Here is a 13,089-nt window from a genome sequence, read left to right as displayed (position 1 = left end):
AGGTCGCGTGGCGAGGATGTTTCCGGTGAATGACGGTTTCAGTCACTGAACCCCGCGCCGGCCTCTCTTTCAGATTAAGCCCGTCCGAAACACCGCATTGACTCCCCGCCGGCGTGAGGACGACTGTGGCGTTCGTAAAGGCCGGGCTCAGGCGACTGCGTTAAGATTCTCGGGTGTCCCCTGCAGCCTCCCTCCTCCGCATCGCTCTCGTCTCCCTACACACGTCGCCGGGTGACGAGCCAGGTTCCGGGGACGCCGGCGGCATGAACGTCGTGGTTCGCCAGCAGGCAGAGGCCATGGCCGCGGCCGGCCACACCGTCGATATCCTGACCCGCCGGTCCTCGCCCACGCTGCCGGACGCCGTCGTCCTCGCACCGCGCCTCACCCTCCGCTTCCTCCAGGCCGGGCCGGTGGCACCCATCAGCAAGGGGGCGCACGAGGCAGTCATCGACGAATTCCGGGTCCGCCTGGCCGCCCTCGGCGACTACGACGTCATCCACTCGCACCATTGGTTCTCCGGCATGGCCGCGCTCCCCCTCGCCCAGGGCCGCGGCATCCCGCACGTGCAGAGCTTCCACAGCATCGCCGCGGATCCCTCCACGCCGCTCTCAGCCGGCGAACGGCCGGAGTCGCCGGGGCGGATGCGCGGCGAAGCCTGGCTCGCCCGCGAATCCGACGCCCTCGTCGCGATCAGCAACGCCGAGGCCGACACGATCGTGACCCGGCTCGGCGGCTCGCCCGAGCGCATCTTCGTGGTCTTGCCCGGCGTCGACGCCGACCTCTTCCACCCCGCGCCCGGCATCCGCGCCACAGGCCCCGGCTACGCGATCGTCGCCGCCCGCCTGCAGCCGCTCAAGGGACTCGACCTCGCGGTCGAGGCGATCGCGGCGGTCCCCACAGCACTCCGGCCGGAACTCATCATCGCGGGCGATGCCTCCGGCGACTTCGACGGCTATATCGATGGGCTCCGCGAGCTCGCCGACCGGAACGGGGTCGCCGACAACGTACGATTCCTCGGCCCGCAGACCCGCACCGCCCTCGCAGCGCTATTCCGCGACGCGAAGGTCGTGCTGATCCCCTCCCACTCCGAGACGTTCGGCCTGGTCGCCCTCGAGGCGGCGGCGAGCGGCGTCCCCGTCGTCGCCTCGGCGTCCGGCGGTCTCCGCGAGGCCGTGCTTGACGGTGACACCGGCATCGTGCTCGCCTCCCGCGACCCGCAGGCCTGGGGCGCGGCCATCACGACCCTGCTCGGGGACGCCGACCTCGCCCACCGACTGTCCGTCGACGCCCGCGCCCGCGCCGAACGCCTCGACTGGCCGCGCAGCGCGCGGGCTCTGCTCGACGTGTACCGGGGCCTGCTCGAGCCGTGCTCCGCGGATGAAGCCGACGGAGCCGACGCCTACGACGACCGACACCGGCTGCGGATCGCGTGAGCATCCTCGACGGCCTCCCGGCCGTCCTGCTCGTGCACGCGCATCCGGACGACGAATCCCTGACCACCGGCGCCCTCGCGGCCGAACTCGTCGCGCGCGGCACCCGACTTTCGCTCCTGACCGCGTCCCGCGGTGAGCGCGGCGAGGTCGTCGCCGGGCCGCTGTCCGGGCTCGAAGGCACTGAAGCGCTCGCACGCGTCCGCGAGGACGAGCTGGACCGGGCTGCCGGGGTCCTCGGGATCGCCGACCGGTTCTGGCTCGGGCAGGCTCCCGCGCGCGCCGACGGCCGGCCGCCGCGCCGCTACCGTGACTCGGGCATGAGCTGGATCAGGGAGGGCCTCGCCGGCCCGGCCGCCGACGTAGACACCGATGCCCTTGCGATCGCTCCCCTCGAGGAGGTCACGGCCGACGTCGCGGCACTCATCGAACACCTGCGGCCGGCACTCGTGATCAGCTATGACCACGGCGGCGGCTATGGCCACCCCGACCACGTGCGCATGCATGACGCGACACGGGCGGCGTGCCTCGCCGGGCGGACACCCTTCGCCGAGATCGTGCTCGAACCGGCGGCGGACGCCGAATGGCTCGACCTCGCTTCCCGTCACGCCGCGACAGTGGCCGCCTTGCGCTGTTACCGGAGCCAGCTCACGGTCACGGACGACGGCCTGCACCTCGTGCACTCCGGCGGCCAGCGTGAGGCGATCACGACGTCGATCGGCCTGCGCGCGCGCTGAGGTGTCGATTCGGGGCGTGCTCGCTCGTCATTGTGGTGTCAGTATCACAACGACGAAAGGGAAAACTGATGCGCTACTCACTGCTCGTGATCAGCAAGGAAGCCGAAGACGCCAACGTCAGCGACGAGATGATGGAATGGGGACGCGCGGCCTTCGACGCCTACGGGAAGTCGCTCGACGCCGCCGGGGTGCTCGTCTCGGCCGACATCCTGCAGCCCGTGTCCGCGTCGACGACCGTCACCGTGCGCGACAGCGCGCTCCGGGTGCAGGACGGACCGTTCGCGGACACCAAGGAGCGCCTCAACGGCACCTTCGTGATCGACGTGCCCGACCTCGACGCGGCAATCGCGTGGGCCGAACAATGTCCAGCCGCCCAGTACGGGGCTGTCGAAATCCGCCCGTCGGCGATCATTTTCCGGGACGGGGCATGGCGCGGCCAGGACTGACGGTAGCGGCGGCCCCCAAGGCAGCTCTGGACGCAGCCAGGGAGCGGGCGGAAGCCGTCGCCCGGGAGTCCTACGGTCGACTGCTCGCTCTCCTCGCGGCGCCGGGCGCCGACATCCCGTCCGCGGAGGACGCCCTCGCGGATGCCTTCCTCGAGGCTCTGACCCGGTGGCCGGTTGCCGGCATTCCCGGCAACCCCGAGGGCTGGCTGCTCACCGTGGCGCGCAACCGGCTCCGCGACCGGTGGAAGTCCACCGCCGTGCGCCGGACCGTGCCGCTGAACGAGTCGTTCGATCCGCCCGCACCGCTCCCGTTCGAAGACGCGGACCCCGATGAGCTCCCCGACAAGCGCCTCGAACTGCTCTTCGTCTGCGCGCATCCGGCGATCGATCCGGGCATCCGCACGCCCCTGATGCTGCAGACCGTGCTCGGCTTCGACGCGGCCAGGATCGCAGTGGCCTTCTCGCTGCCCGAGTCCACGATGGCGCAGCGCCTCGTGCGGGCGAAGCGGCGGATTCGGGACGCACGGATCCCCTTCACTGTGCCGGGACTTTCCGCGCTGCCCGAACGGCTCCCCCGGTGCTCGAAGCGATCTACGGCGCCTATGCGATCGACTGGCAGGGCGTTGCCGGGCCGAGCGTGCGCGAGTCGCTTGCGGCGGAGTCGCTGTACCTGGCGACCGTGCTCGCCGCCCTGCTTCCGCGCGAACCGGAGGTACTCGGCCTCGCCGCACTGTTGTCGTTCTCGCTGTCCCGGGCACCGGCGCGCACTGCACCGGACGGATCGACGATCGCCCTCGACGACCAGGACCCGGCCAGCTGGGATGGCGAGCTGATCCGGCAGGGCGAAACGCTCCTCCGGCGTGCCCACGGCTTCGACAACATCGGACGATTCCAGGTCGAGGCGGCCATCCAGTCGGTGCACTGCGATCGCGCTCGCTCGGGCGAAACCGACAGGCCGGCGCTTCTGTCCCTCTATGGCGCGCTCGTTCGGATCGCACCCACCCTTGGCGCCCGGGTTGCCCGCGCGGCGGCGCTCGGCGCAGTCGAGGGCGCGGCCGCCGGCCTGGCCGCGCTCGACTCCGTCGCCGCGCTGCCGGGCGCCGATCGTTTCCAGCCGGCTTGGGCGACCAGGGCGCACCTGCTCGCCGAGGCCGGGCGGTTGGCGGATGCCCGGCTCGCCTACCACCGGGCGATCGCGCTGTGCACTGACCCCGGCATCCGTTCGCGACTACTGGAGCAGTGCGCGCTACTCGGCACGAACTGACGGACCGAGCTGACGGACCGCCTCAGGCGGATTCCGGCTCCGGCTCCCCGACGGGCTGAAGGAATGGCTCGAGGGCCGAGAGCGTGTCCTCCATCGCCGTGCCAAGCCGGGCGACCTGCCCTGCGGTGATCGGCTCCTGCCGCGTGGCCGCCGCCTCGATCTCGGCGCACACAGCGGCGAGGGCGCTCCCGCCCACCGTGGCGCTGCTGCCGCGAAGGCGGTGCGCCAGCTCCACCACCCGTTCGTGGTCGTCGGCGTCGATCCCGGCGCGGATCGCCTGCAGCCTGCTCTCACCCTGGCCGGCGAAGCTCCGAAGCAACCAGCCCTTGGTTTCCGCACCGACGTCGTCGAGAAAGCCGAGGACCTCGAAGTCGATCACGGCCCCATGGTCCAGCACGGTGTCAGCAAGATTGGAAGCACCGAGCGCTGCTTCCGGGCGGTCGCCGGGAACGATTCCCGCGCGCGTCACCGTCGCGAGCGTCTCCGCGAGTTCGACCGGCCTGATCGGCTTGGTGAGGTAGAGGTCCATGCCCGCTTCGAGGCAGGCCCGCCTGGCCTCTGTGGTCGCACTCGCTGTGAGCGCGATGATGACGGGCTGGCGGATGCCGTCGCCGAGTCCGCGGATCCGGCGCGCCGCCTCGAGCCCGTCCATCTCGGGCATGTGCACGTCCATCAGCACGACGTCGTAGGCGACGGCCCCGACGGCCTGAACAGTCTGCAGGGCCTGCAGGGCCTCGAGCCCGTTGCTGACGGTGTCGACGCGGTGCCCTCCGCGCGCGAGCATCAACTGCGCCACCTTCTGGTTGACGAGGTTGTCCTCGGCGAGCAGGATGCGCAGTGCGGTTGGCGGGGCAACGGACGGGGCTCGATCGGGCAGCGCGGACGGGCCTGCGACGTGCGACGCGCGGTCATCCGTGTTGCGACGCTCCGGGCGACTGCTGCTGAGCCAGTCCACGCCGACCGTCGCCCGTCGCTCCGGGCGGACTCCGAGCGGCCAGGCGATGGTGAATGCGAAGGTCGAGCCGACCCCGACCGTGCTCGTCACCTCGATCCGGCCCCCCATGATCTCCACCAAAGCCTGACTGATCGCCAACCCCAGACCCGAACCGCCATACACCCGCGTCGTCGACGCATCCACCTGACTGAACGACTGGAACAACCGCGGCATCCGATCCTCCGGAATCCCGATCCCGGTATCCGACACCAGGAACCTGAGCGCCACCACCCCAGATTCCCCCGACCCGCCGGGCACCACCTGCGTCGCCGGTTCGATCCGCACCATGATCGTGCCCGACTCCGTGAACTTCACCGCATTACCCACCAGATTCACCAGAACCTGCCGCAACCGCGTCACATCCCCGCTCACCCACGACGGACACCCGTCCGCGAAATCACACAACAACGTCAGACCCTTTTTGTCGGCCGCGACCGCCAACAAACCCACCGAATCCTCCACCGCCGAAATCAGATCGAACGGACGATCCTCCAACTCCAACCCACCCGACTCAATCTTCGAAAAATCCAGGATGTCATTGATCAAATCCAGCAACAGATCCCCGCTGCGCCGCACCGTCTCCACATAATCCCGCTGCACCGCATCCAACCGGGTATCCAGCAACAACCCCGTCATCCCGATCACCGCATTCATCGGCGTCCGAATCTCATGACTCATCGTCGCCAAAAACGCCGACTTCGCCGTCGTCGCCGCCAACGCCGCATCCCGCGCCAACCCCAGACTCACATTCAACTCCACCTGCCGCACCCGCAACCGATCCGCATCCCGCACCGCGAACAGCAGGCGCAGGGCGCCGGCCATCACGGTCACCACCGCGGTGCCGATCGAGAAGTACGAGAGGGAGGTGAATTGGTTAACGAGGGCCACTGCGAGGGCGCCGAGGGTGAACACCGCGGGAATCGCCAGCACTACAGAGGAACCCGACCCGACCGGCCTCGGTGTGCTCCGAGACCGCCAGGCTGCGGCCACGAGGAGCAGGGCGGCGAGCGGCCAGAGGGTATCGACCGGCGAACCCGGCAGCACCGCCCAGGGAAGGCCGGTGGCCTGGATGAGGTTGCCGACGGCCATCAAGGAGAACGCAGACGTGCACAGCACCCAGATCTCACTGGGGCGCCGGCCGAGGGCGGCCGCGGTGCCCACGAGGATGGCGACGAGCACGAGCGGAGCGACCGCGTAGACGAGGGAGAGCAGGCTGGCGACGGTGATCGCGTCGGCAGCGCGATAGAAGAGCGCCGATGCGATCGACAGCAGTCCGAGGCTCGCAATCACGCCGTCCAGCCACACAGAAGCCGTTGACGGCGGCAGCCGTTTCCGCACGAGCAGGACCAGTCCGGCGAAGGCCAGCCCGAAGAACGCTGCGTCGAATGCGAAGGCGAGCATATCCAGCACGTCGGCGGCGGGCCGGTCCGTCGCCGACGCCGCAGCGCCGGCCGCGTCCGACAGCGAGACGGCATACAGGGCGCCGGCGATCGAACCCCAGGCCGTGCGTTCGATCGGGCGGAGGACCACTCGAGCCGTGACCACCGTCGCGGCACCGAGTTCGAGCGCTATGTAGAACCAGCTGTCGAGCCACCCGGGGCGGGCAGGCCCGGTCACGAGGAACGTCGACGCGGCGTATGCGATGATTCCGGCAAGGATCGCCACAAATGCGACCCTGATCCATCCCGGGGCGTCGGGCAGGAGAGAAGCGACGCTGGCGGGCCCGCGCTGTGCCACCTGAATCGACCTCTCGTCCGGGTCGTCGCCCCGGCGACCGCCCGTGCATACACTGGCCATTCTCAGCGCAGGTCCGGAGCAGATGACGACGGACGTCAACTGCTACTTACAGTGCAGCATTGCATGCAATTTATCAACTGTGAGCGGCTCGACCAGGAACTCCCCGCGTGAACCGATCAGCCGTGCAGGTCCCGCACCACCGCGTCGAGGGCGTTCACGGTGAGGGAGACGGACTCGACGTCGATCCGCTCGTCGTTGCCGTGGAAGAGCTGGCGGAACATGCCGTAGTCCCAGCGCCGGCTGAGCAGGGCGAAACCGTACGCGGGAATGCCGCGGCGGCGGTAGAACCGGGCGTCTGAACCGCCGACGCTCAGCATCGGCAGCAGGTCCGCGTTCGGGTATGCGCGGCGGGCGGCCGCCCCGAGGGCGTCGTAGAGCGGTGTGTCGATCGGAGAGCGGGTCGCGGCTTCGAACCCCTCGCCCTCGATCGTCACGTCGGCCATGAGCTCGCCGAGCGCCTCGCGGAGGTACGCGTCGACATCCGCAGCCGCGATGCCGGGCAGCACCCGGATATCGAGGGTCACCGTCGCGAGCGCGGGAATGACGTTGTCCTTGTCGCCGGCCCGCACGACGTTCGGTGAGACGGTCGTGTGGGTCGAGGCGTGCGCGAAACCGGCGAGGGTGCCGAGTTCGTGCAGGGCGTCGATGATGCGCACGGGGTCGAGGAGCCGCGCGGCGAGCGCCGGGTCGAGGTCGAGAGCGGCCACGTAACGGCGCCAGTCCGCGGTGATCTGCACGGGCGCGTGGTACCGGGCGAGCCGGTGCACCGCATCCGCCGCGATGATGGCGGCGTTACGGGCACCCCAGGGGGCCGAACCGTGGCCGGGGGTGCCGTGCACGATGAGGCGACGGCCGGCGAGGCCTTTCTCGCCGATGGTCGTGGAGATGGAGGGTGTGCTGCCGACGGGCACGCCGCCGGACTCGGTGAGGACGAAGTCGGCGTCGATCAGGTCGAGGCGGTTCTCGGTGAGCCACTCGACTCCCAGGCCACTTCCGGCCTCTTCGTCGGCGACGGCAGCGAACACGAGGTCACCCCGGGGGCGGAACGAACCGGTCGCGATGGCGCGTGTGACGGCGGCGTAGCTCGCGGTGAGGCAGAGCATGTCGAGGGCGCCGCGACCCCAGATCTCGCCGTCGACGATCTCCGCCGCGAACGGGTCGCGGCTCCAGCCGGCCTCGTGCACGGGGACGACGTCGAGGTGGCCGACGAGGGCGAGGGACGGGGCGCCCGGGTCTGTTCCGCGGATGCGGGTGATCAGGGAGGCCCGGCCGGGGTGCGGTTCGACGACCTCGAGGTCGAGGCCGGAGCCGGCGAAGAAGCCCTCGAGGGTGCGCACGCTGCGGATCTCACCGCCGGAGTCCGCCGTGCCGTCGTTGACGCACGCGTTGCGGATCAGGTCGCGCAGCAGGTCGACGGTGGCGCGGGTGAGCGCGTCTGTGGGGATCGTGTTGCCGGGGTGCGTGGTGCCGGGGAGCGTGGTGCCGGGAAGGATGCTGCCGGGGAGGGAGTTGTCGGCGATGGTGCGGTCCTTTCGACAGGTGCACACACTCTACCCGAGCGGATGTGGGGCCTGGCTGCCCGGCTCAGCCCAGCTCAGCTCAGCTCAGGCTCAGGCGGCGATGCGGCCGGCCGCTTCGATCGCCGCGAGCTGTCGCTCGAGGCTCCTCAGCAGCAGCGGAAGCTGGTCGGCGGGGGCGTCGGGGGCTTCCGGGTGCCACTGCACGCCGGTGATCGGCGCGAATTCGTGCTCGACGGCCTCGATGAGCCCGTCGGGGGCGACCGCTGCGGCGAGGAGGCCGGTGCCGAGGCGGTCGACGCTCTGGTGGTGGGCGCTCTGCACGGCGGCGAACGCGCCGCCGAGGCTGTCGGCGAGCACGGTGCCCTCGAGCAGCTCGACGGTGTGCTCTCGGAGGATCCGGTCGATCGGAACGTCGACGTTGCGGTGGATGCCTTCGTCGAGGTGCTGCACGATGCTGCCGCCGAGGGCGACGTTGATGATCTGGAGGCCGCGGCAGATGCCGAGCAGCGGGGTGCCGCGTTCGAGGGCGCGGCGCACGAGCGCAAGCTGGCCGTCGTCGGCGACCGGGAAGTGCAGGGTTTCTTCCGGGTAGCCGGAGACGCCGCCGTAGAAGCGCGGGGTGATGTCTTCCCCGCCGAGGATGACGATCGCGTCGGCATCCGCTGTCGCGGCGAGCAGGGTTGCGATGGTCATGTCGGCCGCGGCGAGGCGGGTGACGGCCCAGCCGCCCTGTTCGGCTGCGGTCACGACTGTTCCGTTGAGCACCTGGACCTTGGCGTGGTAGGCGGGCCGGTCCGGGCGGCTTCCGGTGACCTCGACGACCGCGAGGCGCGGGGCGGTGGTCTCGGCCATGCTGCCCTCCAGGCTGTTTCATCGTGTGCGGTGTTCCCAGTGTGGGCACTGCCGGCTCCGGACGCGAACGGGGCCGTCACAGTCCGCAACAGAAGGTTCGTAGACGGGTAGGTCTGGCCGTTCTATGCTCGGGCACGAGGGCACCGGGCACCCGACCTCGCTTGCGATTCCCGCGCCGAAGGAGGCGAGTCCATGCGGTCACGACGGCTGCTGTTCCTGGGATTCGTCCTCGCGGTCGTGGGCCTCGGGGCGGGGCCAGGGATCCCGGTCTACGCCGAGGATCCCCCGAGCTTCGGGTCGAGCCACATCGTCGACACGGTCGGGGCTCTCGGCTCCCGCACCGGAGAGGTGACCGCCGCTCTGGACCGGCTCTACGCGGAGACCCGCACCGACCTGTTCGTCGCCTACGTCGACAGCTTCAGCGGCGTCGCCGACCGGCAGCAGTGGGCGGACCAGACCGCAGACGAGAATGGGCTCGGCACGAACGACGTGCTGCTCGCCGTCGCAACGAGCGACCGCCAGTACCAGCTTTCGGTCGCGCAGAATTCGACCCTGACGGATGCGCAGCTGCTGGAGGTCGAAACCGTCGCGATCGAGCCGGCCCTGCGGGTGAATGACTGGGCGGGGGCGGCGATCGGCGCCGCGAACGGCTTCGCTGCGACGATCGGCGGGCAGCCGGTTCCGGTGCCCTCCCTCACCCCCGGCACGGCGAATCCCCGCGGTGGGGGCTCCGGCGGCGGTCTCCTCACGGTGATCCTCGTGGCCCTCGTTGCCTTCATCGCGATCGTCGTGGGGGCGATCGTTTTCTTCGCCAGGAGAGGGCGGCGCACGGTGGCAGCCGTACCCGGTGCCCCCACTGGGCCTGCCGCGCTGTCCACCGAGGAACTTTCCCGGCGTGCGGCGACCGCCCTCGTCCAGACGGATGACGCCGTGACGTCGAGCGAGCAGGAGCTCGGCTTCGCCCTCGCTCAGTACGGCCAGGAGGCCACGGAGGCATTCCGCACCGCCCTCGACTCCGCGAAGGCCGCGCTCCGGGCCGCGTTCACCCTGCAGCAGAAACTCGACGACGCCGTCCCCGACACAGAGGAGCAGCGCCGGGACTGGTTCCTCGCCATCCTCGACGGCTGCGAGCAGGCCAACACGACCCTCGACGACCAGGCCGCCGACTTCGCCGCGCTGCGCCAGCTGGAGAAGAACGCTCCGGCCGCCGCGGCATCCGCCACCAGCACAGCCGACGCCGGCGAGAGCAGGATCGCGGCGGCCGCCGCCCGCCTCACCGAGCTCGCCGGTCGGTACACCCCGGCCGCGCTCGGCACCGTTGCCGACAACGCCGACCAGGCCAGGGAGCGGATCGCCTTCGCGCGCACGGCGCTGTCGGAGGCCGGCAAGCGGATCGAGAGCGACCCTCCGGGAGCCGCCGTGGGGATCCGCGCCGCCGAGGAGTCCATCGACCAGGCCGGACTACTGCTCGACGCCGTCGACCGGCTCGGAACCGACCTGTCCGCCGCGGCGGACCGGATCTCGGCGACGCTCGCTGAGCCTGCAGGGGGATCTCGCGGCGGCTCGCGCACTCCCCGCCGTCCCCGCCGACGTCATCGCCGACACCGAACGCGTCGTCGCCGAGGTCTCCGCCCGGCTCGGCGCCGGACCGATCAACCCGCTCGAGCCTGCTCAGCCGGCTCGAGGCGACCAACGCGCGCATGGATGCCGCGTTGCAGGGGGTGCGGGACGCTGCAGCCCAGGCGCAACGCACCGCGGCCGCGCTCGACCAGGCCCTGCTCTCCGCACACGGCCAGGTCTCGGCGGCGGAGGATTTCATCACGGCACGCCGCGGCGCGGTCGGCGCGGAGGCGCGCACCCGGCTCGCCGAGGCCGGGCGGCTGCTCGCCCAGGCCGACGGGATCCGCGCCACCGACCCGGTCTCCGCCCTCTCCGCGGCGCAGCGCTCCGGCTCACTCGCCGCGGAGTCGACCACCCTGGCGCGAGCGGATGTCGACGGTTTCGCGGGCTTTACGGGCAGCGGTCCCGGCCGCGGTACCGGTTTCGGAGTCGGCGGCGGGAACGGCGGCGGGACCGGCTCAGGCACGCTCGGCGCCGTTCTCGGCGGCATCCTGATCAGCTCGGTACTCTCCGGCAACCGCGGCGGCGACCTCTTCGGCGGCGGCCCCTTCGGCGGTTCGCGTGGGCGGGGCGGTGGCGGCGGATTCGGCGTGCCGGGCGGTTTCGGCGGCGCGGGCACCCGGTCCCGCCGCGGCGGCGGCGGGAGGTTCTGACCCCACTCATCCCGTACAGCGGAAGCACACGGACACGCGCCACACTGGACCAGCCCGCAGAATCACTCGAAAGGACACTGTCATGACCAAGCAATCCATCTTCGGCCGCATCGCACAACTGGCCAAGGCGAACATCAACTCCCTGATCGACTCGGCAGAAGACCCGAAACTCATGCTCGACCAGATGGTGCGCGACTACAGCAACAGCATCTCGGATGCCGAGGGCACCATCGCGGAGACGATCGGCAACCTGCGCCTCCTCGAGGACGACCACCGGGAGGACGTCGAGGCTGCTGCGGAGTGGGGCGGCAAGGCACTCGCCGCGAGCCGCAAGGCCGACGAACTGCGCGCAGCGGGCAACACCGTCGACGCCGACAAGTTCGACAACCTCGCCAAGGTCGCACTCGGCCGCCAGCTGCAGTCCGAGAAGGAAGCGAAGGCCGCCGAGCCGCAGATCGCCTCCCAGACCACCGTCGTCGACCAGCTCAAGAGCGGTCTCAACGCGATGAAGGAGAAGCTCGGCCAGCTGTCCGCCAAGCGTGACGAGCTCATCGCCCGGTCGAAGACGGCCGCCGCCCAGACCAAGGTCATGGACGCCGTCAAGAGCATCGACATCATGGACCCCACGAGCGAGGTCAGCCGGTTCGAGGACAAGATCCGCCGCGAGGAGGCCAAGGTACGCGGAGCGAACGAGCTCGCCGCATCGAGCCTCGACGCCCAGTTCGAAAGCCTCGAAGACCTCGGCGAACTCACCGAGGTCGACGCCCGCCTCGCCGCCCTCAAATCCTCGAGCGCGAGCGAGATCGAGAAGTAGCCCACGGCGCTAAACCGCCGAGAGGGCACACTTTTGAGTTCCGAGAACGCGCGTTTGGCCTCGCGCGCGACAACCCGCGAGGCGCATACTGGAGTATGGCTCCCTCCTTCGTTGTCGTGCCGCAATGGCAGGGTTCGGTTTCGCCGCGCGCGATGCGCCTCAGCGATGGTGCGGAGGCGATCCGGGGTGATCTTCCGTCCTCCGCAACCGTCGAAGTCCCGGTTCCGGTTGAGGCCGGCGACGCACAGGACACCGGGATCGACCGGTTCTCGAGCCTGGTGATGGTGCGGGAGCGCCTCACCCGGGCGCTGCGCGACTGCGTCACTCCCGTCCTCACGATCGGCGGCGAGTGCGGCGTCTCGCTCGCGGCCGTCGGCCACGCCTCGGCGCGGCATCCGGGCGGCCTCGCCGTGGTCTGGCTCGACGCCCACCCCGACCTGCACACCCCCGAGTCATCGCCCTCCGCAGCTTTCGGCGGCATGGTGCTCCGGGCGATCGCCGGCGAGGGCGTCGAAGGGCTCGTGCTCGACGCGGACGAACGGGTGCCGTTCGACCGGATCGTGGTCGCGGGAGCCCGCGACATCGACCCGGCAGAGGCCGAACTCATCGCTGCTGCGGGCATCCGCAGCCTGTCGATCGAGGAGCCTCGAGACGCCGGACGGCATTCTCGCCGCCGTCCGCGCGACCGGGGCGACCGCGTTCTACCTGCACCTCGACCTCGACGTGCTCGACCCCTCCGTGCTGACCGGGCTCGCGAACCTGCTGCCCTTCGGACTGAGCGTCGAGACCCTCGGTCGCACGATCACCGCCCTGCGGGCCGAGTTCGAGCTCGCCGGCGCCACGATCGCGGGCTTCGCGCCCGCCTCCCCCGAGGCCGCGAACGACGACCTGCCGAGCATCCTGCGCATCATCGGCGCCCTCACCCGCTGAGTTGCCCGGCGTCGCGCAGAATCGTGTCACGC

11 protein-coding genes and 2 pseudogenes are annotated in these 13,089 nt (G+C 70.6%); 9 read left to right on the top strand and 4 right to left on the bottom strand.

Features of this window, described 5'->3' with window-relative positions:
- Window positions 1-173: 173 nt before the first annotated feature.
- From KIV56_RS15665 to KIV56_RS15645, 5 genes and pseudogenes are all read left to right on the top strand, one after another.
- Window positions 174-1,433, top strand: a complete 1,260-nt coding sequence (locus KIV56_RS15665; protein ID WP_281534171.1) for a glycosyltransferase — start codon at window positions 174-176, stop codon at window positions 1,431-1,433.
- Window positions 1,430-2,167 carry a PIG-L deacetylase family protein gene (locus KIV56_RS15660; RefSeq protein ID WP_281534170.1) on the top strand — a complete coding sequence of 246 codons (738 nt, stop codon included), beginning with the start codon at window positions 1,430-1,432 and terminating at the stop codon, window positions 2,165-2,167. Before KIV56_RS15665 ends, KIV56_RS15660 begins: the two co-directional genes overlap by 4 nt.
- Window positions 2,168-2,235: 68 nt before the next feature.
- Window positions 2,236-2,613: a YciI family protein gene (locus KIV56_RS15655; RefSeq protein ID WP_281534169.1), complete on the top strand. Its 378-nt coding sequence runs from the start codon at window positions 2,236-2,238 to the stop codon at window positions 2,611-2,613.
- Window positions 2,529-2,807 (top strand): annotated as a pseudogene (locus tag KIV56_RS15650) (hypothetical protein); the annotation flags it as partial. The gene KIV56_RS15655 and the pseudogene KIV56_RS15650, both read left to right, overlap by 85 nt.
- Window positions 2,808-3,190: 383 nt before the next feature.
- A complete protein-coding gene (locus tag KIV56_RS15645; RefSeq protein WP_281536263.1) occupies window positions 3,191-3,877 on the top strand; it encodes a DUF6596 domain-containing protein in 687 nt (228 codons plus the stop codon).
- A 22-nt stretch (window positions 3,878-3,899) separates the two neighbouring features.
- On the opposite strand, the gene KIV56_RS15640 is transcribed toward KIV56_RS15645, so the two are convergent.
- The 3 genes from KIV56_RS15640 to KIV56_RS15630 all read right to left on the bottom strand — a co-directional run bounded on the left by KIV56_RS15640 (window position 3,900) and on the right by KIV56_RS15630 (window position 9,040).
- Entirely contained in the window at window positions 3,900-6,536 is a 2,637-nt protein-coding gene (locus KIV56_RS15640; RefSeq protein ID WP_281534168.1) for an ATP-binding protein, read from the bottom strand.
- A gap of 248 nt (window positions 6,537-6,784) precedes the next feature.
- Window positions 6,785-8,215 carry a M20/M25/M40 family metallo-hydrolase gene (locus KIV56_RS15635; protein WP_281534167.1) on the bottom strand — a complete coding sequence of 477 codons (1,431 nt, stop codon included), beginning with the start codon at window positions 8,213-8,215 and terminating at the stop codon, window positions 6,785-6,787.
- A gap of 63 nt (window positions 8,216-8,278) precedes the next feature.
- A complete protein-coding gene (locus tag KIV56_RS15630; RefSeq protein WP_281534166.1) occupies window positions 8,279-9,040 on the bottom strand; it encodes a gamma-glutamyl-gamma-aminobutyrate hydrolase family protein in 762 nt (253 codons plus the stop codon).
- Window positions 9,041-9,232: 192 nt separating this feature from the next.
- Between KIV56_RS15630 and KIV56_RS15625 the strand changes: the two genes are divergently transcribed.
- The gene (locus tag KIV56_RS15625; RefSeq protein WP_281534165.1) at window positions 9,233-11,155 is read left to right on the top strand and encodes a TPM domain-containing protein; all 1,923 of its coding nucleotides are present in this window, start codon (window positions 9,233-9,235) and stop codon (window positions 11,153-11,155) included.
- Here KIV56_RS15625 and KIV56_RS15620 read toward each other — a convergent pair.
- Complete coding sequence (locus KIV56_RS15620) at window positions 11,119-11,319, bottom strand: hypothetical protein (protein WP_281534164.1); 201 nt, start codon at window positions 11,317-11,319, stop codon at window positions 11,119-11,121. The two genes, KIV56_RS15625 and KIV56_RS15620, sit on opposite strands and share 37 nt — an antisense overlap.
- Window positions 11,320-11,395: 76 nt before the next feature.
- On the opposite strand from KIV56_RS15620, the gene KIV56_RS15615 reads away from it, so the two are divergent.
- The 3 genes and pseudogenes from KIV56_RS15615 to KIV56_RS19935 all read left to right on the top strand — a co-directional run bounded on the left by KIV56_RS15615 (window position 11,396) and on the right by KIV56_RS19935 (window position 13,057).
- Window positions 11,396-12,127, top strand: coding sequence for a PspA/IM30 family protein (locus KIV56_RS15615; protein WP_281534163.1), 732 nt, complete (start codon window positions 11,396-11,398; stop codon window positions 12,125-12,127).
- Window positions 12,128-12,222: 95 nt separating this feature from the next.
- Window positions 12,223-12,726 (top strand): annotated as a pseudogene (locus KIV56_RS19940) (arginase family protein); the annotation flags it as partial.
- Between the two features lie 124 nt (window positions 12,727-12,850).
- On the top strand, window positions 12,851-13,057 hold the full coding sequence (locus tag KIV56_RS19935) for a hypothetical protein (RefSeq protein WP_348648576.1): 207 nt from the start codon (window positions 12,851-12,853) through the stop codon (window positions 13,055-13,057).
- Window positions 13,058-13,089: the final 32 nt, after the last annotated feature.

The organism is Cryobacterium breve (assembly GCF_027594785.1).
Lineage (GTDB): Bacteria > Actinomycetota > Actinomycetes > Actinomycetales > Microbacteriaceae > Cryobacterium > Cryobacterium breve_A.
Note: the sequence above shows the minus strand (reverse complement) of the source record. Positions and strands in the feature narration are given on the sequence as shown.

Bases quoted from the DNA above. Each gene is read 5' to 3' on its own strand.
- KIV56_RS15655 (WP_281534169.1), top strand. From the start codon at position 2,236: ATGCGCTACTCACTGCTCGTGATCAGCAAGGAAGCCGAAGACGCCAAC.
- KIV56_RS15630 (WP_281534166.1), bottom strand. From the start codon at position 9,040: ATGGCCGAGACCACCGCCCCGCGCCTCGCGGTCGTCGAGGTCACCGGA.
- KIV56_RS15625 (WP_281534165.1), top strand. From the start codon at position 9,233: ATGCGGTCACGACGGCTGCTGTTCCTGGGATTCGTCCTCGCGGTCGTG.
- KIV56_RS15615 (WP_281534163.1), top strand. From the start codon at position 11,396: ATGACCAAGCAATCCATCTTCGGCCGCATCGCACAACTGGCCAAGGCG.